Origin of the sequence: Vallitalea okinawensis, from assembly GCF_002964605.1 — a bacterium.
In the GTDB taxonomy this organism is placed as follows: domain Bacteria; phylum Bacillota; class Clostridia; order Lachnospirales; family PQDH01; genus Vallitalea_A; species Vallitalea_A okinawensis.
Genome location: NZ_PQDH01000002.1, coordinates 139,621 through 165,443 on the forward strand (window position 1 = coordinate 139,621; position 25,823 = coordinate 165,443).

Annotated in this window: 17 protein-coding genes; 2 read left to right on the top strand and 15 right to left on the bottom strand. The window is 34.2% G+C overall.

Going from position 1 to position 25,823, the window contains the following annotated elements:
* Nucleotides 1–7: 7 nt before the first annotated feature.
* From C1Y58_RS05840 to C1Y58_RS05875, 8 genes are all read right to left on the bottom strand, one after another.
* Nucleotides 8–1,678, bottom strand: a complete 1,671-nt coding sequence (locus tag C1Y58_RS05840; protein ID WP_105615077.1) for a nucleoside kinase — start codon at nucleotides 1,676–1,678, stop codon at nucleotides 8–10.
* Nucleotides 1,679–1,741: 63 nt separating this feature from the next.
* On the bottom strand, nucleotides 1,742–2,848 hold the full coding sequence (locus C1Y58_RS05845) for a Nif3-like dinuclear metal center hexameric protein (RefSeq protein WP_105615078.1): 1,107 nt from the start codon (nucleotides 2,846–2,848) through the stop codon (nucleotides 1,742–1,744).
* A complete protein-coding gene (locus tag C1Y58_RS05850; RefSeq protein ID WP_105615079.1) occupies nucleotides 2,845–3,531 on the bottom strand; it encodes a tRNA (adenine(22)-N(1))-methyltransferase in 687 nt (228 codons plus the stop codon). The genes C1Y58_RS05845 and C1Y58_RS05850 overlap by 4 nt, the downstream gene beginning before the upstream one ends.
* 104 nt (nucleotides 3,532–3,635) lie before the next feature.
* The gene (gene rpoD / locus C1Y58_RS05855) at nucleotides 3,636–4,724 is read right to left on the bottom strand and encodes an RNA polymerase sigma factor RpoD (protein ID WP_170311533.1); all 1,089 of its coding nucleotides are present in this window, start codon (nucleotides 4,722–4,724) and stop codon (nucleotides 3,636–3,638) included.
* Nucleotides 4,725–4,740: 16 nt separating this feature from the next.
* Nucleotides 4,741–6,519 (bottom strand): DNA primase, encoded by a 1,779-nt coding sequence (gene dnaG / locus C1Y58_RS05860; protein WP_105615081.1) that lies wholly within the window; start codon nucleotides 6,517–6,519, stop codon nucleotides 4,741–4,743.
* Between the two features lie 183 nt (nucleotides 6,520–6,702).
* Nucleotides 6,703–7,713 carry a deoxyguanosinetriphosphate triphosphohydrolase gene (locus C1Y58_RS05865; RefSeq protein ID WP_105615082.1) on the bottom strand — a complete coding sequence of 337 codons (1,011 nt, stop codon included), beginning with the start codon at nucleotides 7,711–7,713 and terminating at the stop codon, nucleotides 6,703–6,705.
* Nucleotides 7,714–7,947: 234 nt separating this feature from the next.
* Nucleotides 7,948–11,361: a helicase-exonuclease AddAB subunit AddB gene (gene addB / locus C1Y58_RS05870; RefSeq protein ID WP_105615083.1), complete on the bottom strand. Its 3,414-nt coding sequence runs from the start codon at nucleotides 11,359–11,361 to the stop codon at nucleotides 7,948–7,950.
* A gap of 167 nt (nucleotides 11,362–11,528) precedes the next feature.
* Nucleotides 11,529–12,683, bottom strand: a complete 1,155-nt coding sequence (locus C1Y58_RS05875) for a polysaccharide deacetylase family protein (protein ID WP_105615084.1) — start codon at nucleotides 12,681–12,683, stop codon at nucleotides 11,529–11,531.
* A gap of 343 nt (nucleotides 12,684–13,026) precedes the next feature.
* On the opposite strand from C1Y58_RS05875, the gene C1Y58_RS05880 reads away from it, so the two are divergent.
* Nucleotides 13,027–13,455 carry a hypothetical protein gene (locus C1Y58_RS05880; RefSeq protein ID WP_105615085.1) on the top strand — a complete coding sequence of 143 codons (429 nt, stop codon included), beginning with the start codon at nucleotides 13,027–13,029 and terminating at the stop codon, nucleotides 13,453–13,455.
* 97 nt (nucleotides 13,456–13,552) lie between these two features.
* Here C1Y58_RS05880 and groL read toward each other — a convergent pair whose 3' ends face one another.
* From groL to C1Y58_RS05900, 4 genes are all read right to left on the bottom strand, one after another.
* Nucleotides 13,553–15,193, bottom strand: a complete 1,641-nt coding sequence (groL, locus tag C1Y58_RS05885; RefSeq protein WP_105615086.1) for a chaperonin GroEL — start codon at nucleotides 15,191–15,193, stop codon at nucleotides 13,553–13,555.
* Nucleotides 15,194–15,213: 20 nt separating this feature from the next.
* Complete coding sequence (gene groES / locus C1Y58_RS05890) at nucleotides 15,214–15,498, bottom strand: co-chaperone GroES (RefSeq protein ID WP_105615087.1); 285 nt, start codon at nucleotides 15,496–15,498, stop codon at nucleotides 15,214–15,216.
* 267 nt (nucleotides 15,499–15,765) lie between these two features.
* The gene (locus C1Y58_RS05895) at nucleotides 15,766–16,617 is read right to left on the bottom strand and encodes a DNA-3-methyladenine glycosylase family protein (protein ID WP_105615088.1); all 852 of its coding nucleotides are present in this window, start codon (nucleotides 16,615–16,617) and stop codon (nucleotides 15,766–15,768) included.
* Between the two features lie 82 nt (nucleotides 16,618–16,699).
* A complete protein-coding gene (locus tag C1Y58_RS05900; protein WP_105615089.1) occupies nucleotides 16,700–17,887 on the bottom strand; it encodes an MFS transporter in 1,188 nt (395 codons plus the stop codon).
* A gap of 251 nt (nucleotides 17,888–18,138) precedes the next feature.
* Between C1Y58_RS05900 and C1Y58_RS05905 the strand changes: the two genes are divergently transcribed.
* Nucleotides 18,139–18,876 carry a DUF6062 family protein gene (locus tag C1Y58_RS05905; protein ID WP_105615090.1) on the top strand — a complete coding sequence of 246 codons (738 nt, stop codon included), beginning with the start codon at nucleotides 18,139–18,141 and terminating at the stop codon, nucleotides 18,874–18,876.
* A gap of 73 nt (nucleotides 18,877–18,949) precedes the next feature.
* Here the strand turns inward: C1Y58_RS05905 and C1Y58_RS05910 are convergent, their stop codons facing one another.
* The 3 genes from C1Y58_RS05910 to C1Y58_RS05920 form a co-directional block, all read right to left on the bottom strand.
* Nucleotides 18,950–19,759, bottom strand: a complete 810-nt coding sequence (locus C1Y58_RS05910) for a DUF2225 domain-containing protein (RefSeq protein WP_105615091.1) — start codon at nucleotides 19,757–19,759, stop codon at nucleotides 18,950–18,952.
* Nucleotides 19,760–19,926: 167 nt separating this feature from the next.
* Nucleotides 19,927–21,573: a glutamine--tRNA ligase/YqeY domain fusion protein gene (locus tag C1Y58_RS05915; RefSeq protein WP_105615092.1), complete on the bottom strand. Its 1,647-nt coding sequence runs from the start codon at nucleotides 21,571–21,573 to the stop codon at nucleotides 19,927–19,929.
* Between the two features lie 192 nt (nucleotides 21,574–21,765).
* Nucleotides 21,766–25,821 (bottom strand): DUF5057 domain-containing protein, encoded by a 4,056-nt coding sequence (locus C1Y58_RS05920; RefSeq protein ID WP_157949978.1) that lies wholly within the window; start codon nucleotides 25,819–25,821, stop codon nucleotides 21,766–21,768.
* Between the last annotated feature and the right edge of the window lie 2 nt (nucleotides 25,822–25,823).

The following is a 25,823-nucleotide window of genomic DNA, read 5'->3' on the forward strand; positions in this document are numbered from 1 at the left end:
GCATCTACTAACTTCTAAAAATACTACCACCAATAAATTCTCGAATAATCGAGTGTCTTGGTACGTCTTCCGAACTAACACCTAGGAAATAATCTAAGAACTTAATAAGGCGTCGTGCTTCAAAAAATTCAGGCTGATCTTTAGTAATATTAAAAAGTAAAGGCTCAGCGTATTGTTTCAGTACGGCTAATTCATAGATATGAGATGAGTTAAACATAACATCAGCACCCTCTTGAAAAGGGAAAATATTTTTCTCTTCTCCTCTACGAACAGATGGCCACATCTCAATGGTTCTTGATGCATCAATTCCTCGATACTGATTATCTCTAACAATTCTTCTTAATAAACGTACATCTGTTGTTGGTATACGGTTATGGTCATCGATATTTAGTTGCGTTAAGGCACTAACATAGATTTTATATTTTAATTCTTTGGGTATATCCTTGGTCAGTTCATCATTAAGACCGTGAATCCCCTCTACTACCAATACATCGTTGTCATCAAGTTCAACATAGTGACCCTTATATTCTCTTTTCCCTGTTTTAAAGTTAAAGGAAGGAATTTCAACTTTTTTACCATTTAATAAATCCATTATATCTTCATTAAACTTCTCTATATCAATTGCATAAAGGGACTCAAAATCATATTTCCCATCTTCATCTAATGGTGTAAATTCCCTATTAACAAAATAATCATCAATAGAAATAGGATGTGGTCTAACTCCATTTACTCTCAGCTGAATGGATAAACGATGAGCTGTTGTTGTCTTACCACTTGAAGAAGGTCCCGCAATGAGAATAACTTTTGCTCCGCCCTGATCGATGATCTTATCAGCAATTTCCGCTAGTTTCTTCTCATGCAATGCTTCTGAGACTTGAATCAGGTCACGAATCTCCCTCTTTGATATATTATCATTTAGTGCGCCAACTGTATTGACATTAAGTATGTTACTCCACTGTTTAGACTCTTTAAATACACTAAATAATTTATTAAAAGGTTTATATTCGATTAATTTGTGAGGTTTCTTCCTCGTTGGGTACTGTAGAACAAAACCATCATCATAAGGTATTAGCTTAAACCATTTAAGATAACCTGTACTCGGAGCCATAAACCCATAGAAATAATCTGTAAACCAACCTAATGTATATAGATTAACTGTTGAAATACGACGATATTTAAACAACTCAACCTTATCATACATTTTATTTTTTTCGAATAACTCTAACCCATTATCAAGAGATAGTGTGTGTTTCTTAATAGGTTCATCAGCCTCAACGATGGCTTTCATTCTATCTTCTATTCGTTGGATAAGTTCGTCTGTTATAACTATAGGAGCATCAATATCACAATACAAAGCTTTATTGATAGAGTGATTAAGAGACACTTTTTTAACTTCTTCCCTTCCAATGACTTCAAAGATCGCACGTAGTAAAACTAGACTTAAACTACGTTGATAAATTCTCAAACCATCAATATGAGTTAAATCAATAAAGGATACTGTACAGTCATCTTCAACAGTCTCAAATAATTCTTTTAACTTGCCGTTTAATATACCAGCTAAGATTAAGGTATCTTCCTCTGTCTTAATCATTTTTGAAATCTCTAATAATGAAGTCCCTGGTTGAACATGTAGTTCTTCCCCACCCTTGAATGTTACTTTTACCGACTCCTTATGCATGTAACATCACTTCTTTCTTTTTATGCTTATGACATAGATTGATTTCTATGCATACCCCATCTATTATAATGTTATAAAGGGGTCCTTTTGAACCTTTGTTCTAATAATATCGACATTTGCGAATATATTATTTAGCTTTTCCTCTAACATCTGTAATATGAGGCATTCTGTTCCGAAATGACTCGCATTAACAAGTGCTATACCATCTGAAACTGCATCAGAGGCTTCATGATACTTAATATCACCAGTTAGATAAACATCTGCACCTGATCCTATGGCATCATCAATAAAATCCATTGCAGACCCTGTACATAAAGCCACTTTTTTAATAATCTTGTTTGGATCACCTACATATTGGATGGATTCTAGCTGTAACTTCTCTTTAACTTCTTTAGCAAAACTTTCTAGTGACATTGTTGTTTTTAGATAACCTACTCTTCCTGCGCCGAAGGGTTGGTCTTCTAATTTTAGTGGATAAAGATCATAAGCAACCTCTTCATAAGGATGAGCATCTATCATTGCTTTAATAACATTACTTACTTGACTGCTTGATACAATCGTCTCAATTCTCAGTTCATTAACTTTTTCTAAGTGACCCTGCTGTCCAATATAGGGGTTAGATCCATCTTGAGGTAAAAATGTACCTTCTCCAGATGTACTAAAAGTACAATGGCTGTAATTACCGATATGCCCTGCACCAGCATCCCCTATAACCTGCCTCACATGTTCAGCATCCTTCTCTGGTACAAAAACTACCAACTTTAATAGCTTCTCTACTCCTAATTGAGTTAAGAGTTTTTGATCCGTAAGCCCTAGTAGATCAGCAACTACATCGGCTGTGCCACCAGTTGTAGCATCTAGATTAGTATGAGCCGTAAATAATGCAATCTTATTCTCCATAAGGTCTAGCAATTGCCTGCCAACTAGATGATCCGAATTAATGCGAGAAACAGGCTTAAAAGGAACAGGATGATGTGTGATAATTAAATCTACTTTATTGTCTATAGCTTCATTAATTACATCTGGTGTAGCATCTAACGCTAGTAAGATTCTTTGTACTTTCCTTTCCTTCCTGCCTACGAGCAAACCAACATTATCCCATTTCTCAGCCATATAAGTTGGGGCGATCTGCTCCATTGCCTTGCAAATATCTTCTACACGTACATTCATTCCATTGCTTCCTCCAACTCTTTTGTCTCCATCTGCAATTCTTTTAGCCGTAATTTACTTTCATCACTTGACTGTGCTTCGAGATGCTTAATGACCTTTTTCTTTTGATTAACCAGTCTATTCATATAAGATAATAACAGTGGATCTTTTTTTTGCAAAAGTATTTTTCCGTATTTATAATATATGTCTTGTTCATAAGATTCATAGCCTTTTTCACATAAAAATATAAAATAAACTTTATTTGCATCCTCAAGTATTTTCTCATCTACTATTTTATAACCTGACACATGAATACCTCTTCGAACCACATCATAGTCAGACTGAGGTTGCAATATGAGTTGTTGGATGTTAGTAAGTTGGTCTATACCTTCTGTGATAATATTCTTTACAAGGTGCCCACCCATCCCAGCGATAATAACTGTATTAATAGCATCCTCATTTTTTAACTTATTTAAACCATCAGAAAGCCTTGTCTCAATAATACCATCCAGTTGATGAGACTTGATATTCTGTGTAGCTGATTCTAAAGGACCTTTATTAATATCCATGGCAATGACATGTTTTGCAATCTTGTTCAGAACTAAATAGATAGGTAAATAAGCATGGTCTGTACCAATATCGGCAACATTCGCTCCTTTTTTAACGTATCTAGCAATCTCCAGTAATCTTTTCGATAGTTCCATTGTTTTCCTCCATACTGCCTTGATTAAAATTATTATTAACTATAGGATATAGATAAACCCTCCATTTATGGAGGGCTTTAATAACTATTTGTTTTGACTATACCTTACTCTAAATAATCCTTCAACTTCTTACTTCTACTAGGATGACGTAATTTTCTTAATGCTTTTGCCTCAATCTGACGGATACGTTCTCTCGTTACATTGAATTCTTTACCAACCTCTTCAAGAGTTCTTGCACGCCCATCATCTAAACCAAATCTTAATCGAAGAACTTTTTGCTCACGCTCAGTTAATGTATCAAGAACATCAACCAGTTGTTCTTTTAGTAATGTAAAGGCTGCAGCATCTGCTGGTACTGGCATCTCATAATCAGGAATAAAATCACCCAAATGACTATCTTCCTCTTCACCAATTGGTGTTTCTAATGATACAGGCTCTTGAGCAATTTTTAAAATTTCACGCACTTTTTGAACAGGTAAATCCATTTCTTCAGCTATTTCTTCTGGACTAGGTTCTCTACCTAATTCTTGTAATAGCTGTCTTGAGACACGGATTAATTTATTGATTGTTTCAACCATATGAACCGGAATACGTATCGTTCTGGCTTGGTCAGCGATAGCACGTGTAATGGCCTGACGAATCCACCAAGTTGCATAGGTACTAAACTTATAACCTTTTGTATAGTCAAACTTCTCAACTGCTTTTATTAAACCTAAATTTCCTTCTTGGATTAAGTCTAAGAAAAGCATCCCCCTACCAACGTATCTTTTGGCTATACTTACAACAAGTCTTAAGTTGGCTTCAGCTAATTTTTGCTTAGCAATTTGGTCGCCTTCTTCCATTCTCTTAGCAAGCTTAACTTCTTCATCGGCAGATAGTAATGGTACTTTACCAATTTCTTTTAAGTACATACGCACAGGGTCATCAATATTTATACCCTCTGGTAATGAAATATCATTGATATCTTCCTCTTCTTCTTCTTCTTCTGCATCAATGATTCCAAGAACATCTATCCCCTGACTTTCAAGATACTCATAGATCTTATCAATCTGATCAGGATTAAGATTCAAGTCTTGGAAAAAATCCATGATCTCTGTGTATTCTAACACATTTTTCTTTTTCTTAGCAATTTCTATGATCTGCCTCATCTTTTCCTTTAATTTTTCAGCATCATTAGATTGCACGGAAACCATCCTTTCGTAATCCTGTTTAATCCTCTTTAGAATTTAAAGATATATTAATGGATTGTAATTGCCTCTTCATCTGAATCAATTTGTTCAACTGATTAATATCTGTAGTAGTTCGACTGTAATAATCTATATTAGCTTGTTTTAAAGCTTTTACTAACTCATTAATAGCTTTCTCTTCTAGAAGTTGTGATTCAAATTTGATTGTAGGATTTAATACATTTGTGATACGGTTTTGTTCGCCAACTTCATCGTATAGAGCAATAATACTCGCTAGTTGAATATTATTTCCTTTTTCATGCTGTTTATATACATATTCAGCGGCTTTTCTATAAAAGGGACTAATAAACTCATCAACTACTACATGTTCCTTTATCGCATTAAAGAAACTTGGGTATTGAATGATGAGTGAAAGAATATTGCTCTGAATTTTATCAGTGCTGTCTTCTTGATCCTCTTTCTTAGCTTTAACTTCTTTCTTTGCTTTATTACTATGATTAACAATTCCAGTATTTTGTATTACTTTTTTCATCTGCTCTTTTAGTATATTGAGAGAAATTCCAAAACGTTTTGCAATATCCTCTGTATAAACGTCTCTAGCTACGTTATCTTCAATCTCTAAGAGCCGTCTAGTAACTGCTTCAATGAACTTAATTTTCTCATCTGGTTGATTAATATCATGCTGGTTTCTTAATACAGTAATATCATAAAGAACTCCTTGAACAGCTTCATTGACTAATTCTTCAAAAGCAGCACTTCCTTTGTTCTTAATGAACTCATCTGGGTCTTTATAGTCTACTACTGTTAGTACTTTTACATTAAGACCGTTTCGCTCTAAGATAGGTATGGTTCTTAATGTAGCTTTCACCCCGGCTTGATCACTATCAAAAGCAAGTACAACATCCGTAAAATAACGTCGTAATAACATTGCTTGTTCTGGTGTAAATGCAGTCCCTAATGGGGCTATAGCGTTATCAAATCCAGCTTGATGAAGTGCTATCACATCCATATAGCCTTCAACTACTAAGGCATAAGGTTTCTTTGATGTTCTAGCAATATTTAACCCATAAAGATGTTTTCTTTTGTTGTAAATATTGGACTCAGGTGAATTAAGATATTTGGGTTCTGCATCTCCAAGTACCCTACCACCAAAACCAATAACCTTGTTGTGGACATCTAAGATAGGAAACATTAAGCGATTCCAAAAGCGATCAAAATAGCCATTACCACTTTTCTCAGGAATAATGAGTCCAAGTTCTGATATAGCTTCTAAATCAAATTTCTTTGATCGTAAATATTGAAATAAATCATGTCGAGTTATGTTTGAGTAACCCAAACCAAATCGTTTATAGATATCTTTTTCAATTTTTCTATTAAATAGGTATTGCAATACCGCACTACCTCTGTTAGAATAGAGTTGGTGATAGAAATATTTGGCAGTTTCCCTATTAATCTCCAATAACTGTTGTCGGTGTTGAAGCTTTTTCTTTGCTTCCTCAGATAGTTCTGGAGTAGGTAAGGTAATATTTGCCTTATCAGCTAAATGTTTAACAGCTTCCAAAAAGGCATAGTTTTCCATTTCCATAATGAATGTATAAACATTGCCACCAGCGCCACAACCAAAACAATGATAAATTTGTTTGTCAGCGCTCACACTAAAGGAAGGTGTTTTCTCATTATGAAATGGACAAAGCCCAAAATGAGAACTCCCTTTTTTATTAAGCTGTATATATTCTGAAATAATATTTACTATATCATTACGTAATCTAATTTCTTCAATTAATTCTTCAGGATAATACATCAAATACCCCTTTATTCAATTGAATATTTATAAACATGCTTAGCATGTTATTGATACCTCTTATATATTCGACAAAACAAATTAAAATCCTTTTATTGATTTTATTTTTTTTGCGCATTTATATATTATTGTTATTTATTTTTTTCGAGCAAGCCTATATAATATCAGCTTTTTAAAGCAATGTCAATAAATATCCCATGGTCTTGGTAATTTAAGTCTACAGTATGCATTTATAGCAAAAGTATCTGTCATACCTGCGATATAATCGCACACCACCCTTTCAATAGGTTCTTGATGTTTAATAATCAAACTGGTGTATTCATCAGGCATTGCCTCCCAATTCTCATGATAGTAGAAAAAGAGACTTTTAATTAAATCTTTAGCTTTCTTTTCTTGCTCTTTAGCTTTTGACCCAATATATACGTTCTTAAACATATATTGCCTAATTTCCTTTAATGCCATGCTATAAGCATCACTCATTGTAATTTTATTTTGATCAAGACTATGTATGATTAGATTATGAATCATGTTATTAATTCGTTCCCTACTGGTATCTCCAAGAACTTTAACAGGCTCCTCTGGTAAACGACCTAAATCCAATACTTTTCCTCTAACTGCATCATCAATATCATGATTAATATAGGCTATTTTATCCGAAATTCGTACTACCTGCCCTTCTAATGTATGAGGTTGATTGGATGTAGGATGATTGAGGATACCATCAATCACTTCATAGGTAAGATTCAGTCCAGCACCTTTTTTTTCGATCTGTTCTACAACTCTTACACTCTGCTCATTATGTCTAAATCCCATTTTTGTTATTTCATTTAATGCTTGTTCACCACTATGACCAAAAGGTGTATGGCCTAGATCATGTCCCAAAGCAATGGCTTCTGTCAGGTCTTCGTTAAGACCTAGCGCTCTTGAAATTGTTCGTGCTATTTGAGCAACTTCTAATGTGTGGGTAAGGCGAGTTCGATAATGGTCACCTTCTGGTGCAATAAACACTTGAGTTTTATGCTTTAATCGTCTAAAAGCCTTGCAATGAAGTATCCGATCACGGTCGCGTTGGAATTCGGTTCTTATATCACATTTTTCCTCTTCTTGCTTTCTTCCCTTAGACGACTTACTTCTGGTAGCAAATTGATTTAACAACTGCTCTTCCTTATCTTCATAAACCTCCCTTAGAATCATCATTGCTCCTCCTAAAAAAACCTCTATATATTATATACTACAAAAGATCCCGTATCCCTTTTTTATAATATAGGAAAGTTCGTATTTTGCTAAGCTAAATAATCAAGGAAGGAATCCTACTTTCCTAGCGGCAATTATTTTCTCGTTCGCACACTTGTCCTTTGCTATCTCTCTTTATTATATTTAAAGAAAATTTTTTTAGAACTAATTAATATGAAAAAGAACTGGTTAGCCTCAGCTTTCCAGTTCTTTTTGAATAAGATCCCAAAAATCTTTTTTGATATCTTCAATATAGTTGTATTCATTTTCTTTAAACTTCAAATCAAATTGACATATAGATGAATATTGACAGTAATCACAACCTGTTTCTGTGCTTCGCTTATAAGGTTCAATACTCACTTTACCTGATAAAATATCCTGTCCAAGAGATTTTGTTTTCTTTCTTACATAGTTCTGTAAAATTTGAAAACCTTCTTCATCAGCTACAGATGAATAACTTGAGAAACTTCCACTCTTATTTAATCTAACAGGAACGATCTGTGAAGTTGTGTTCATACTTTTATCCATCCTACGAATGATAGACTCATCACTTAATACAAGACCTGACATCTTCATTTCAGAAAATAATTTATTTTGAAGTTGTTCCACAGTGATCTCACCATGTTCTTGAATAATAGGATCATCAACTTTGAAGTAGAAAACACCAGCAGGCTTAATGGGTTTCTTAAAATGTTGCTCACCTAATTCAGTCAAAGCATCTAGATAGACAATCAATTGAAGCTGTAAACCATTATAAATAGCTACGACATCAAATTTTTCACTTCCAGATTTATAGTCAATAATCTTAGCATAGTAGTGATCCTCTTCTTCAAGTAAATCTATCCGATCGACTTTCCCTGTTAGCTGCATCTCTTTGCCATCCTCTAATTCAAACTTAATGGCTGGCAGCTTTCCATTTTCACCAAAATCCAATTCAAAGTCTTTAGGTACAAATTCTCCTTGATTTAAGTGTTCTTGTAAGGTGGATACTGCTTTTTGGGTTATTTTCTTTAGACGATACTTTAAATAATTGCTACGATTGGATTGTAAGAAGGTAGTGTATTTAATGAGTGGTGAAACTTCTTCAATACTATCTTCTAATAACTCCACTCGAGTCTTTTCATCTAGCTGACTCCATTCCAAGCCTCTATATTGCAACTTTCTTGCGAAAACTTCTAATACCATGTGGAAAAAAACCCCTACATCTGGAGGACTGATTTCATTCAGTTTTCTTTCTTCAGCTTTTAGACCATAGCGTAGGAAGTATGCAAAAGGACAAGCCGCATAACTCTCTAGTTTGGAAACAGAGCCATGTAAAACATCACCATAAAGTTGAACTACAGCTTCATCTGATAGATGAGTCTCTTGATTCTCGTGGTCAAAGCCACCTTTAATTTTTCCATACCGTAACTTCCATTCCTCACTACTTTCAAACCATTGCTCTACTTTTAGCCACTCTTCATCTAATTCACCATCTTTTCTTTTCTCTTGTATCAAATTGAAAAGTGTAGGTCTTGGCATCGTTATATGACGCTCATCACAACATTTAGGATCGTCGAACTCTTCCTTTGTGAGCGGAAGAATACGATGAATTTGCTTGAGTAAAAAGGATTCACTCATTGGTTTACCTTCATTAGTGGCTAATGAATAACTTAAGTAAAGTCTTTCTTTTGGTTTTGCTAAGGCATTATAAACTAAGAAATGCTCCTCATTTACTTTCTCTTTATTACTTGATCCAATACCCTTACTCTTTTCATTGATCAGATTTCTATCATCATCGGTAAAGAGCCCTCTCTCATCTCTGACCGCAGGAATCAATCCATCATTAAAACCCATTATAAACAAAGCTTTAATTCCATGTAACCGGGTTCTCTCCAAATCACCTACAATGATTTGATTAATACTTGGAGGGACTAATCCAATCTTACACTGCTCCAGCCCAGCTTCAATGAGTCCTGCATAATCTTTGATAGAAATTTTTTCTTCACCAAGAATTTCTACCACTTGATCGAGTAATTCCATTACTGTCTTCCAGATCTGAGCATACTCTTTAGCCATTGTTAATTCATTCTTTATCTCAAAGTTCTCCTGCATTGCTCGTAATTGTTTGGGACATTCTAATTCAATCATGACATCGTATAATGCTTCAGTTAAGTCCTTGACTCTTTTATCTTTCAATGCCATACAGCCAGTGAAACTTTGAATTTCATCGATAAACTTGTGCTTAGCTTCTTCAATTCGCTTAAGCCTAACAAGGTTCTCCTCAGATAGATGTTCTTTTTTCTCATAGGCATCAATCCATTCTACAGATAACCAATTCTTTTTCCCTTTAATACCTTTTTCTAAAACATAGTTTTCTAATAAATCGATGGCTTCCATATCTAAACGTGAAAATCCTGTTTTTAAGAAACGCATAATACTCTCATAACTAAAGTTGCTGACATATATATTTAATAAGCTTCTGATAAGTTCAATTAAAGGATTAGAAAGGATCTCACGCTTACTATCGATGAAATAAGGAATGTGATATAAATGAAAAAGTCGTTCAAGGGGTTGCTTATACCCTTCTATATCCCCGGTCAATATAGCAATATCTTTATAATGATAGCCTTTTTCCTTAACCAAATGATAAACCTGTCTACAAACATATTCACACTCTTTTAAAGGATTAATAGATGACGTTACGTTCACATGATTCTCTTTCCCTTGATAAACTTCATATGGATAACGGAATATATTATTACGCAGATGTAATAAATCCTCTTTAAAACATTTCAATTCCTCTTGTATCATAATAGGACGATTAATTTTTATTTCTTTATCTTGAGCTAATTTACACAACTGATCAAAGGTGTCCTTACTGGTATAAAACAGATGAGTCTTGTCAAGTTGCCTTTGTAATTGTTCCTTTTGATCAATGGTAATCGTGAATATCAGGTGCTGGGTAATATCCATCAATAAATTGATAATACTGTATTGCTGAGGTGTAAAACCGTAATAACCATCAAAGATAATAATGGCATCTTTTAATAGATTAGATTTATGAAGGCTACCTTGCAGCAAGTCCAATGTTTCTTCAGTGGTTATATAATGATCCTTTATGTACTCACTAAATGCCTCATAAATGAGTTGTAAATCATTAATCTTATCCATCAAAATGGGGCGTTCTTCTATGACAGCAGACAGATTGCTTAAATCCTCACTGCCATATTCGTATTGATGAAATTCAGTAATAATGGATTTAAGGTTATCGATAAAACCAAACTTATCTACCATGTTTGTAAAATAATTAAGATCCTTCCTATGTTCTGAAACAACTTTTCGAAGGACCATACTCTTACCTGTATCCTCAAGTGTTCTTTGCATAGCCATGCCTACCTCTTCAAAAACACGAAAAGCAAGACGCTGAAAGCTCAACACTTCTATTTTCATTATACCTCTATCTGGATGACGACTTACTATATCCATTTGTGCTTGCATAGTGAATTGCTCTGGTACAATGAGTAATATATTTTTATCCGTTTGTTGTTCAGATAGACCTATAATCCCTTTATAAATATGATCTGTTTTACCAGAACCAGCCCCACCACAAATAAATGTTATAGGCATCTCATCACTCCTTACATACTTTATCTACCTTATATCTAAAAATATTACCTAATCTTATATTCTCCCATTATATCAGAGATTCTATAGGAGTACAAAAATACTAAAGCTATTAGTAAACTAAAAAGGATGACCAACATTGATAGTGGTCATCCCCTAATAAGCTTATTCTAGTAGACAATTAATTCTTTTTCACCCAAACTATCCATATTTACATTCTTCTCTTGATTACTTGGTACTGCAATGGTATTTGGATTACCATCTGATCGATAACGTTGATTTGGACTTTGTTCGTAATAATTAAAGGCATACCATAAGTCCCAATCATACCCCTCAGAAGCAGTCACCCTAGGATGATTAAAAGGTTGATAGTTAATATGATTAGGTCCAACATATGGTGCACTGTACCCTACTCTAAACGCAATTTCATTTGTATATGTATAATCATTATATGTGCCTTCTTCGACAAGATCAATAGCATTTAATGGTCTTTCACCGAATGGGTACGCTAAAGATCTTACTTCATAACCTGGTACTGCATTTGAGATCATTTCATCAACGATAGCCATTTCTTTCTGAAGTTCATCAGCTGATAAGGTATTTAAATGAGCATGTGTTGCAGTATGATTCCCTAAACTATAGTCGTTATCAACAAGCCATTGTAATCGTTCCCTATAAGTTCCATCGCCTTCTCCAAATGCATCGTCACCATTGATAAAAAAGGTTGCAGCTTTGCCGAAATCAGGGTGTTCCTTATAGAACTCCTCCATCATATAAACAGCGGTACCCTCTTTAGGTACTAAGGTACCATCATCACCTTTCGTTAAGGAGAATGATGAGGATAGTCCGTCATCAAACGCCAATACAATCGGTGTTAATCCAGCTTGTACAGTAATATTGTTATTTATATAATCTTCTATAGATATAGGACGATACCCATTTTCATACATGTAACTAAGATCTTTTTTAAAATCTTCTGCAGTTCGATGATAAGGTGGATTATCCATGATACCATGATACATTACCACCATAATGCTTCCGATTTCGTTAGGTTGAACCTCTTCATAGTTAATCGGCTCAGGTTCCAAAACCACTTCTTCTTTAGTCTCCTCTGTAGGTTCTTCTGTAGGTTCTTCTGTAGATTCTTCAGACTGATCTGTTTCTTCTGGTGTAACCTCTTCAACTTCTACTGGTTGAATGTTCTCTTCTTTTTCACTTATTTCATTATTAGGTTGAGGTTTTGGTTGGTCTGTATCACTACTGTTACACGCCACGAATACAAACGTTAACATGAGTGATAATAGTAAAATCATTGCTTTTTTCATTGTCTAGCCCTCTTTTCAGTTATATGTATTAACAGTAATATTTGTGGGTCAAAAGTAAAGTACTTTTGATACATAATTCAATAATAGAATCAATATCATTATTATAACACAAAATATATAGATTATATATATGGAACTTAACATGTTTTACCTTACCCAAAAAGATTATTGCTTTCCTTTAATATTGTGGGATTAAAGGCTCAATCAAATTGTTGGTTTTATAGTTAGTATTTAACTCATATGATATCCTGTGAATACTTTTATACATTTTAAAAACCTTATTCATAATTCCACACCTTGTTAAATAAAATATATTAACGGAAGGTTATAAGGAGGCTATAGTATGAGCACACCCAAAATTATCATACTCAAAATGAAAGATATTATTTATACAGCCCTGTTTGCTTTACTTGGTATAATTTTAATTATCGTATTGATTTACATGTTTATGCCCGGGAATTCTGATTCTGAACCAACCATTCATTATACCCCAGGTATTTACACGTCATCAGTTATACTCAACGATCAAGTCGTTGGTGTCAACGTAACTATATATGATAATGAAATACAAAGTATTAGCTTTAAAGATTTAGACCCTGATTTGTCAATGATGTATCCTTTGCTAGAAGAAACGATGACAAATATCAATGAACATATGGAAAAAAAGGGTGATATTAAAGAAGTTAAGCCTAATGATGGTGCTGTAGAAACTACAGCATATATAATGAACGCTGTTAATAGTGCTTTAACAAAGGCTGAGATAAAAGAATGAACACCATACATATAGTAAATTTTTTTTCAAAAAATTCTACAAGAAAAAAAGACTAGGGATTTAATCCTTAGTCTTTTTACATGCAACATGTTTTTGATTACATCATTCCCATGCCACCCATACCGCCCATACCTGGTGCTCCACCTGGCATAGCTGGTTCTGGCTCTGGTTGATCTGCTACAACTGATTCAGTAGTTAATAATGTAGATGCTACTGAGTTTGCGTTTTGTAATGCACTTCTTGTTACTTTAGCTGGGTCAATAATACCTTCAGCTACCATATCAACATAAGCTTCTGATAAAGCATTGAAACCAACACCTTCTTCGGACTCTTTAACCTTATTTACAACAACTGATCCTTCTAAACCAGCATTTGCAACGATTTGACGAAGAGGAGATTCTAAAGCTTTAAATACGATCTTGGCACCAGTCTTTTCGTCACCTTCTAATTTTTCAACTAAAGCTTCGATACCTTTAGTAGCGTGTACGTAAGCAGTACCACCACCTGCAACGATACCTTCTTCAACTGCTGCTCTTGTAGCTGCTAAAGCATCCTCAAGTCTTAATTTTTTCTCTTTCATTTCTGTTTCAGTAGCGGCACCAACTTTAATTAATGCAACACCACCTGCTAATTTAGCAAGTCTCTCTTGTAATTTTTCACGATCAAATTCGGAAGTAGTTTCTTCGATTTGAGCTTTGATTTGGTTAACTCTTGCATCGATTTCACCACGATCCCCATAACCATCAACGATGATTGTGTTTTCTTTCTGGATCTTAACAGATTTTGCTCTACCTAACATTTCTAATGATGTTTCTTTAAGGTCTAAACCAATTTCTTCAGAAACCACTTGACCACCGGTTAAGATAGCGATGTCTTGTAACATAGCTTTTCTTCTATCACCGAAACCAGGAGCTTTAACAGCTACACAGTTAAATGTACCTCTTAATTTATTAACAACTAATGTTGCTAATGCTTCACCTTCAACATCTTCAGCAATAATAAGTAATTTTGCTCCTGCTTGAACAATTTGCTCTAATACAGGTAAAATCTCTTGGATGTTAGCAATTTTTTTATCAGTAATAAGGATGTATGGATCTTCTAAAACAGCTTCCATCTTATCCATATCTGTTGCCATGTAAGGAGATAAGTAACCTCTGTCAAATTGCATACCTTCAACAAGTTCTAATTCAGTCTCCATTGACTTAGATTCTTCAACAGTGATAACACCGTCATTTGTTACTTTTTCCATAGCGTCAGCAATAAGTTGACCTACTTCATCGTCACCAGCAGAAATAGCAGCAACTTCAGCGATTTGAGCTTTACCAGCTAAAGTCTGGCTAACACCTTGGATATATACTACAGCTTCATCTGTTGCCTTTTTCATACCTCTTCTTAAGATAATTGGGTTTGCACCAGCTTCAATGTTTTTGATACCTTCTTGTATCATAGCTTGAGCTAATACAGTTGCAGTAGTTGTACCGTCACCAGCAACATCGTTAGTCTTAGTTGCAACTTCTCTAACAAGTTGTGCACCCATATCTTCGAAACGATCTTCTAATTCAATTTCTTTTGCAATTGTAACACCGTCGTTAGTGATTAATGGTGTACCAAATTTCTTATCCAAAACAACATTTCTACCTTTAGGTCCTAGTGTAACTTTAACTGTATTCGCTAATTGATTAACACCTGACTCTAAAGCTTTTCTTGCCTCTGCACCAAATTTAATATCTTTAGCCATTTATATAAACCTCCCTTTTACTATTGTACGATTGCTAAAATATCGTTTTGACGAACAATAATGAACTCTTCGCCTTCTAATTTAACTTCTGTTCCAGCATATTTAGAATAAATAACTTTATCGCCTGCTTTAACTTCCATTTTAACTTCTTTACCGTCTACAATGCCACCTGGTCCAACGGATACTACTTCAGCTTCTTGTGGCTTTTCTTTAGCTTGGTTAGGTAATACGATACCTGACTTTGTCATTTCTTCAGCCTCAAGTTGTCTAAGTACAACTCTGTCACCTAATGGTACTAAATTCATAAAAAATACCTCCTTACAGAAATTTCATATTGTTAGCACTCACCTTTAAAGAGTGCTAACTTCTTTAACTAGTTTATTAAATACCTAAAACTTATGCAAATATGAGAAATAGGAAAATATTAGCTTATACTCATTGTGAATCCTATTATTCCTGATTAACTCACTTATTCTCTTTATTACTCAATATTCCTATGCATATTGATTATGTTCCATTAATTTCTTACATATTATGTCCTGCTAAGTCGTTTTTATACCCATGTTAACCCCTTATTTACCAATTTTCTTCTCTCTTGCATAGTAAAATAAGTACTGCTGAGCAAATCCTGCTTGTCGTCCGAATTTCTCTTTAGCATAGACTTGAATAGCATCTAATTTCGTATCTTCTTTTAAATAAAAATACTCCATGACCCTTTTTACCCAGATATCAATTGGGAATACCTCATGACGTCCTAATGAAAAAAGAAGTACACAATCAGCTATCTTGTTGCCCACACCTTTAATCTGCAACAATTCCTTTTTAGCTTCTTCAGTAGTTAGCTCTTGTAGACCATGTAAATCTAATTCTCCAGTAAGAACTCTTCTAGTCGCATCAATAATATAGGGGGCACGGAAACCTGCCTTCAAATCTCTTATATCTTGCTCTGTAGCTTCTCTTAATTGCTCAGGCGTTGGGAAGGTATAGAGCTTCTCTCCATCATGGTCTCCAATGTAATCACCGTAAGCTTCTGAGATATTCTTAATGATTTTTTGAATATGAGGAATGGCTTTGTTTTGTGATATGATAAAGGATATTAAGCACTCCCATACCTCTTGTTTTATGATTCGCACACCTGGCTTATAAGCGATAGCTTCTTTCATAACCAAATCTTCTTCAAAACTACTCTTGATACCTCTGTAATCTCTATCCAAATCAAAATAATGTACCCAAGTATCATGATATTCTTCTAGGGTTGTATGATGGAAGTGGATTTCATTATTTTTTTGCATAACTTCTAATACCTTGCCATGAGCAATCACCTTATAGTGCCCATCATCTAATTTCATATATCTAAAACATTGTCCACACTCTAGGGTTTGTTCAAGATCAAAATCTTCTATTTCCTTAATAAATGTAGTCATTGCTTCCTCCTTCATAACCTGATAGTAGGGAATTGATTAGTCCTTTAACTATTATAAAAGAACCTCTCCACACAAACAACTGTTATATTGTAGGAGTTATATTTTGCTGTTTTCTTTCTTTTATTAATGCTTTTTGTAGAACGATAATACTTAGTGCTCCTAATATTGTATAAATAATTAAGCTGCCAAATCCGACTTGTATACCAAAAATGTCCCCTAATTTACCAACAAACCACATAAAAACATATTGCAACATGCCGCCCATCATAGAAATCCAACCAATCAGTTCTGCATTATCTTCTCCCAGATTCTCTTGCATCATCGTCATGATTAATGGATAAGTTAAGCTGGTAAATATACCTGTTAGTGAAATCAATATTAATTGCCCTGTTACTAATCCTAGAAGAATTAAAGCAAAGTTAGCACAGAAAGAAATCAGTAAACTCTTATATTCTCCTAAAGTTGTAACCACTTTACTAAGTAACAATCTGCTTATAGGAAAGCAAACCAGGAATAAGGTTAAGTAGTTAGCTGCCTGGAATTCAGTTAAGCCATTAGTTTTTCTTGCATAAATGATAAACCATGTGCCAACACCATACTCCCAAATCTGTGCAGATATGTATATGAAAATAAACATGATAACAACAGTACTCTTCATATTGTACTTAGCAGTTTTATTTTGATCCGTGTCCAACTTCTCTTCAGTAGTTATAACATCTGATGATTCCTTTACAAGGAATAAAAGGATCAGTAAAATGAAAACAGGGATACTAGACAAACTAATAATCATTTGCCATGTTATTCCTCTGCTCATTAGTTCGCTTAACATTTTAGGACCTATACTAAAACCAATGGATGCACCAAAGTGAAGGATCATTAACGCTTTTCCTCTATTCGCTGCTAGAACACCAGTGTACATATTTAAGGCTAAAATACAGAAACCAAACCCAAACATGTATATGGTAAACAAGGTATCAAATACAAAAATGGATTTAACTGTAATCATGGACAGTATACTTATACCAACAATACTCATGCCGATATACAACGTTGGTTTATGACCAAGTCTTTTGATACTGTGGCCAGATAAATAGATCGCTAGTTGCATGAGTATACCTGAAACCAGTACTAAGGTTGCTATATGACTGTAATCTAAATTATAATCACTTTGGATAATAGAAAAAATATTCGTTCGCAACGCTATTATAAAACATAACTGAGCATAAATCATTAAAAGTATAAAAATCGTTTTTTTAGAATTAGATTTCATTCATTTATCCCCCACCAGTATTATTTGTTCTCTAGAAAAAGTATAAGTCTGTATGTATGATAAGACAAGGGGCAATTTTATAGTTTTTTGACAAGATTTTTAGGTTGATTTCTGTTCATTTATCATGAAATTCAGATAAATACCTCTTTTCATATGTATGGGATGGAGAAGTATGTTATAATTGTTATATTTCAAAGTCTGGAGAGTTAAACTGAAATAATCAACTTTAGGTATTTAATGAGGTGAAAGGTATGAAGGAAAATATATATACGATTCCAGTTTTAGATGGATTTAAAGATGATCACGAATGTCCCTTTTGTAGTATGAAGAGTAAACTTGAACGAGATACCATCAATTTTGTGTTAGGTCCTTCTTATATGGAAGATGACGTAAGAACAGAAACCAATAAATACGGATTCTGTAAGGAGCATATTGAAAAACTGTATAAGGAAAAAAATCGTCTTGGCTTAGCTCTTATGTTACATACTCATATACTAAAAACACGTGAAGAGATGGAAAAACTACTAGCAACTCATCGTCCAAACTCAAACAGTGGTTTGAAAAAATTCTTTACTAAGGGTTCCGAAGATGGCTCAAACCCATTTCATTCCTTTATGGAAGAAAAGATCAATGGGTGTTATGTTTGTAACCGTGTTAACTCAACCTATGATCGGTATATTGATACTTTCTTTTTCTTATTGAAAAAAGATCCTAGTATGTGGGAACATCTTCGTTCAAGTAAAGGTTTTTGCTTTGAGCATTTTTATCAAATATACTCTGTTGCATCAGAGCATCTTAATCAAAAGCAATTGGATGAGTTCATGGATATCATCATCGATATTCAGATGTCCAATTTAAAGCGTATAGAAGACGATTTAGAGTGGTTTACGATTAAGTTTGATCATCGGTTTAAGGACGAGCCTTGGAAGAACTCTAAAGACGCTATACCACGTGCTATGATCAAAACAAATAGTATCATAAATGAGTAAATGAGAAGTGCATTGATTGGATCTAGTCCATCAATGCACTTTATGTATTTAGCATATTTATCGATTAACAAATTTATACGTTGCGTAATTCTTCACGCCGATCACGAGCTTTATCCCTTAATCTAAAGTTAGCTCCTGCATAGGACGCTACCTTTGTAAACCACTCATAGGCCTCTTTATCCTGACCTAACTCTGAGTAAAGTTGACCAATGATATACATCAACTTACTCTCATCAAATCCAAAACTGCTGAAGTGTCCTTTGAGATAGGCATCTAAAAATCCTTTCAAAGCTTGTTCTGTTATATTATCCTTCTGTTGCCTATACTCAATGACTTCGGGATGATTATCATCTTCTATGGATTCAATAGCTACATCAAACAGCCATTTCAATTTCAAGCATAAATAAGCTTTCTCAATAGATGGTGCACCCTTTAAAACTGCATTCAGTAATGCTAACTTATAACGCAATACGCTGGTCTTGTAGTCATAAATATCTGGATAAGTTTCAGCATTAAACTTTGTACCTATTTTTTGCTCAATGACTTTTGCTTGAATGGGAGTTATTTTTGTGAATACACTGTTCAATGCTCCATACCCACATTGTGGACAAACGACAACATCGTATTTATACATCTCGAAATAATCGTAAACAGGTCTTAAATCGTATTCAATGCTTAAAATACGTTGCCTGGATGACTTTACTGCTTTATCTTTAAACTTTGATTTACAGACGGGACATATATAGCTTTTATCATACAAAGCTTCCTTTTCAACTATGGTTTTATGTTCAATGTCAATCTGCTCACCATCATTATAAATATCTATACCTTTTGTCTTATCAAGTCCGTATTTTTCAAGCCCTTTAAATATATTACCCAGCATTTTATCCCTACTTTCATCCCCTTAGTTATAACCCCAAAATTGCTCTATATTATTTTTATCGTCAAATTATTTAACTATCTAAACTATTCCGAATCAATTTCATCTTGATTGATAAATGAGAAAGGAAAAGCATATGACCAGTCCTTCGCTTGGTCATATGCTTTATTCTATTTCTTAGGTGGTTTATAGGAGCTCTTAAGTGATACAATACGATTAAAGACGATGTTACCATCCTTTGTATCTTCCGTATCAATAATGAAATAACCATGTCTAAAGAACTGATAGCGACTACCAGGTTCTGCATCTTTAATGGATGCTTCGATCTTACATCCTTCAAGAACTTCCACAGAATTTTCATTTAAGATGGACTCCCCTGATTCTTCATCTTCATTAAATAAATGATCATAAAGGCGTACTGATACGTCAACAGATTCTGTTGCAGATACCCAATGAAGAGTTCCTTTTACTTTTCTTCCAGTAAAACCAGTACCTGATTTGGTTTCTGGATCATAAGTACAGCGTAACTCAATAACCTCTCCATTCTCATCCTTAATCACTTCTTCACACTTAATGAAGTAAGCATGCTTTAAACGAACTTCTTTACCAGGTGCTAAACGGAAGAATTTCTTTGGAGGTTCTTCCATGAAGTCGTCTCTTTCAATATAGATCTCTCGACCAAATGGAATTTGACGTTTACCCATTTCAGGAACTTCTTGATTGTTCTCAGCTTCTAGGTATTCAACTTCGCCTTCTGGATAGTTGGTAATGACAACTTTTAAAGGATCAAGAACACCCATGATTCTTGGCTGTGTTAACTTCATATCTTCACGAATAAGGTGCTCTAAGAAGGCAAATTCAACCACACCTTTATTCTTTGTCAACGGTGTCTCATAACAGAAAGTGCGTAGAGCATCTGGCGTAACACCTCTCCTTCTAAGTCCTGCTATTGTTGGCATACGTGGGTCACTCCACCCATCAACAATACCATCTTGAACAAGCTTTAGAAGTTTACGTTTACTCGTCACGATATTGGTAAGCTCTAAACGAGAAAACTCAATTTGCTTAGGTGCTTCTTTCCATTCTAATTGCTCTAAGAACCAATCGTAAAGTGGACGATGATCCTCAAACTCTAGTGTGCAAATAGAATGTGTAATCCCTTCAATAGCGTCACTGATTGGGTGCGCAAAGTCATACATTGGATAAATACACCACTTGTCACCAGCTTTATGATGATGAACGTGGGCTATACGATACATAACTGGATCTCGCATAGTAATATTAGGTGACGCCATATCAATCTTTGCTCTTAATACCTTTTCACCATCAGCAAATTCGCCTTTACTCATTCTCTCAAAAATATCCAAATTTTCCTCTACAGAACGATCACGATATGGACTATTCTTACCTGGCTCAGTAAGTGTACCCCTATATTCACGCATCTCTTCGGCGCTTAGATCACAAACATAGGCTTTTCCTTTTTTGATTAATTCTACTGCACACTCATATAATTTATCGAAATAATTTGATGCGTAGTGTAGCTCATCCCATTGAAAACCAAGCCACTTAACGTCTTCCATAATAGACTCTACGTACTCAGTGTCTTCTTTGATAGGATTGGTATCATCAAATCTTAAGTTACATTTTCCGTTGTATTTCTTTGCCATTCCAAAATCTGTACATATGGCTTTTGCATGACCAATATGTAAGTATCCGTTTGGCTCTGGAGGGAAGCGTGTATGAACACGTTGTCCATAAACATCTTCTTCTAAATCTTTTTCAATTATTTCTTCAATGAAGTTTTTTGCTTCATCCATGCCATTTCCTCCTCGTGTAATTTATAACTTTACTATAGTATAAACTTTTTTCATTTTGTTTACTCTTACGCTGTCTTTTGATTTCCATCCATTACTATATATTAGCATAAAATATTCTTTTTTTAAAGATGAAGTTTGTAAAATAGAATCGAAAAGAGTACCATCAACGCAGTACTCTTTCATCTCTTAAGATTATTCTAGATCTAACGCTTTTAAGACTTCTATTTTACGCTTGAGTTGATTATCATCATCATTGAGGTCTACAGCACTTTCTACGTTAATATGATTTATCTCTTCAATAATGATAAAGTACTGATCTGAACTCCCTGATGGTAAATCCTCTACCTTCGCACGTAAGGTGATTTCATATGTACCATCTTTTTTAGGCAGCTTATCAATGAGTAAATACTTATAATCATCATTATCACGCCTAGCATTATCCACTCCACTAGTTGTTGTTACTACATTCTTTATTTCAAAAGCATTGATAACAGATTCTACTTCAAGATTACCTCCACTATTTTCAGCTGCTTTGACTACTTTAAATCTTAGCGAAAAATCATCTATATCAACTTCATCAAATGCCTCTATAGAAACCCTAAAACTTCCGTTACCTGAGTATTCAAAAACTCCAAATGCATGATTACTGAAATACACAATATCCTCTAAAGGAGTGCATGTAATCACTCTACTGTCAGTACGATTGATACGTACTTTTTCACTTTCACCGGAAGGTGTTAAATTGATTGCTGTCAATGACAGCTCCATGCTATCAATATCAGAATCAAGTACTTTATCCTTCTCAAACATAATTGGCACGCGAAAAGTATAAACACTATCCACATCTAAAGGTTCGTCATAATTAATGGTCACAGTGTTATCTGCATTTAGTACAGTTGTACAACGAGCCACCTGTTCTTCAATACCATCTCTTTCCTTCATTAGAACTGCAACATCGCCATTTGGTATAATGCTTTCATCAATAGCATCCACTATTTCATCCAGGTTAATGATGAAGTCGATGTTATCGATATCTATAGGTAAATCTAACTTTAATTCCGCATAGTACACTTGATCTTCTATAACTACATTCGCTGTAGGTGTGCTTCTAAGTAAGAGATTAAATCCATTACCAAATTTAATATTCAAGTCATCATTATAACTGATTTGTATAGTAGCCTTAATAGGATTGGATGATACTTTTAAGTCTACACTCCCGCTTATTAGGCCATTAGTACTAGATACCGTACTTTGAGTTACACCTTCACCGTTATCTTCTTGAACAGTTAAAGTTACTTGTTCATAGACATTTGTATTGAAATCATATTCAACATTAAAGACGCCACTACCAGGCAAATCTGTAACTGAAACAGTACCATTTTCTGCAGTAGTATATTCTTTCCCATTTACTTTAACTTTCTGTACTCCCATTGGACTATCGTTTTCATCAAGAACCATTAATGATATCATACCTTTAGAAACTTTTAAGTTATTGTTTTCAATAAGGTCACTAAAATTATGATTAAAGCGTTCATTTGTAATCTCGACATCAAAGCTTATCTTATTGGTTATATCACTAAAAAGTAAATCAAAACTATCATCTTCATATAAATTAACACTATGGTCTCTGAAATTCTCAATTTCAGTTTTACTAAAATTTAGATCCCCAATACTTTTTGTCCACATTACTTTATCAGAAGTTGTACTCTTTGTCCAACCGGCTACATCAGTACTTTCATTAATAACTTTTATATAATCTTCTTTATCAGCACTAACTTTAAGCTTAACATTTTCAAAACTAATGGATTCTATAAGTTCTAAATTAGCTGTACTAATTTCAACGCCTAATCCAATATGCATTTCTCCATGATCTCCATCAAGTATCTCATTTGAGGTCCATCCAGTATCTGAACTTAATACCAATTGCGTATCATCACTATTCTTTAATCCGGTTATTTCTTTATCCCCTTCTGCACCTTGGCTATCAGAAGCTACAATTTTTAAATCAAAATCATTCAGGTTATTAAAATCTTCTTTATCTAACCTTATTTCCATATACTCATCATTGGTGACTACTTCATAGCCCGCACTAGGGTAAATTTGCTCATCATAGATAACTTCAGGATTACCATCGTCATTAAAGTCATTACTCTTATCATTGTTAATATAAATTCTTAACTCTGATTCTAAATCTTTTAAATCAAAATCGCTTACTAATACATCAAATACTATCTCATCTTGAGATTTAAAGTATTCTTTGTTATCACTTATTCTACTTACCTGCACAATAGGTGCATGGTTAGCAGAACTGGCGGCTTTAAGCATGGTATTAACAAATAACTTATTTTCTTCAACTTTTCCACTAGGGCTTTTATGACCTGTCCCTGAATAGGTTACATTCCCTAGTGAATAGACATAATAATTGTTCCTAGCATCAAATTCATCATAGTAGCTGCTATTCAATGTATACCATACTATAAGATCTTCATCCTCTAGGTCCGCCATATAGTATTGCGCATGGGTAGTAGCTATACTTAGATCTTTATCCGTATCAGTAGGATGAAGTATGTATGGAAACATATTTATTGCTCCCGTATTTAACTTATAAGCCTGTGTTGTCGTCTTTAAGCTGTTCCCTACATAAGAGGTAATACTATAATCACTAGAAGGTTTATAAGAGTATTTATTATAGTAGCGTTCCATATGTGGACGGGTAAACCCCACAGAGTTATACTCAACTCCATTTTTAACAGGGTATTCTTCTCGCCAGTCATAAAGACTTTCATTATTACTATTCATATAGTCTTTTGCATAAATATTTTGACCCATTGGATCTCTGAATTTCTGCGTAAACTTCATGTAACTGCGATCAATATCACCGACATAAAAGTGAAACATATCATGAGTAATCATTAAGGATTGTCCCGTCTCAACAAAACTTTCTATAGCTGCTAACGCTTGTGGACTATTAATATCGGCAGTTTTAGAGACACTATCACTAAAACCAATAATGATCATATCATACTTGCCGTTAAGTTCACCTGGATTAGTATTGAATTCCTTAGAACCCATTCTATCAACAGTTATTTCAAACAATCCATCTTCACTTAATAAATTATTTCCGCTTATATTCTCTAATGAGCTTAGGTCAAATATATCTTTCGAATTACTACCACCGTTGTTATTAGGATATATTTGAAGCACTTTTATTTCGATTGGTTCACCAACATTATTTTTATGTTTGAAAGCAGTATACCCAGTTTCATACGTCTTAACATTTGTTATCTTATCAATAATTTCAACCTTCCAACCAAGCATACCAATGAAACCAACTGGTAGCATATAATCAACAATTGCTGAATCTGGATTTAGTATATCCCGAGTTACAAATACTTCCTCATCCTTGAATATGCCATCGCCATTAATATCAAGATAGAGCTTCACTTCGTAATTATGCTCCTGATAACCTTGAAGTTGGTAACTGAATCTTAACCATCGATCTTCAGTATCTTCTTGGTACGTTGGTATTCCATCTTTTGTATAATCTAAAGGTACACTACTCATCACTAGTTTAGGTCTTAGAACACGTTCTCCATTAGAGATATCGTCAAGTAAGTCATTAAGTTCAGACGTAACTTGGTCAACAACTAAGAAATTCTCATAGTCACCTTCTTTATAGGACAAGAAATTCTCATAGAGTTTTGTATTGTCGTAGTTCGTTTGGAAGATGCTTTCATCAAAAAGAACTAGCTGACCAGATTCTATAACTTCCTTTATGGCCTCACTTTGTAAGGTTGTAATGTCGTTTCCCGGAAAAACCTCGCCTAACATTCTATTATTATCAAAGTTAAGCAAGTATTTTTTCTTGGACGTTACACTGGTTCCAGATTGATTGGAGGTAGATGAAGTAATAAAATCAGGGTGGTTTCCATTATTCCCCCCATCAGGTGTGTAGTTAATCAAAGGACTGTATTCACCTGTCTTCATTCCAATATAAATTAAATCATATTTACCATTCAATTCTTCTCTTTGTGAAACAAACATGCCCATAGGCATTTGGGTAACAGTAACGTCTGATCTACTTGAATAAGAAGAAAGTTCATAGCTGTTGGTTGGTTGAATTTCTAGAATATGTACAATCTTGCCATCATTGATATCATGGTTTGTTGAATCAGTGGCTTCTACTGGAGTTGTCCAAATAGAAAATACCATTGTTATACATAGAATCATACTTAGTATTTTTTTCACTA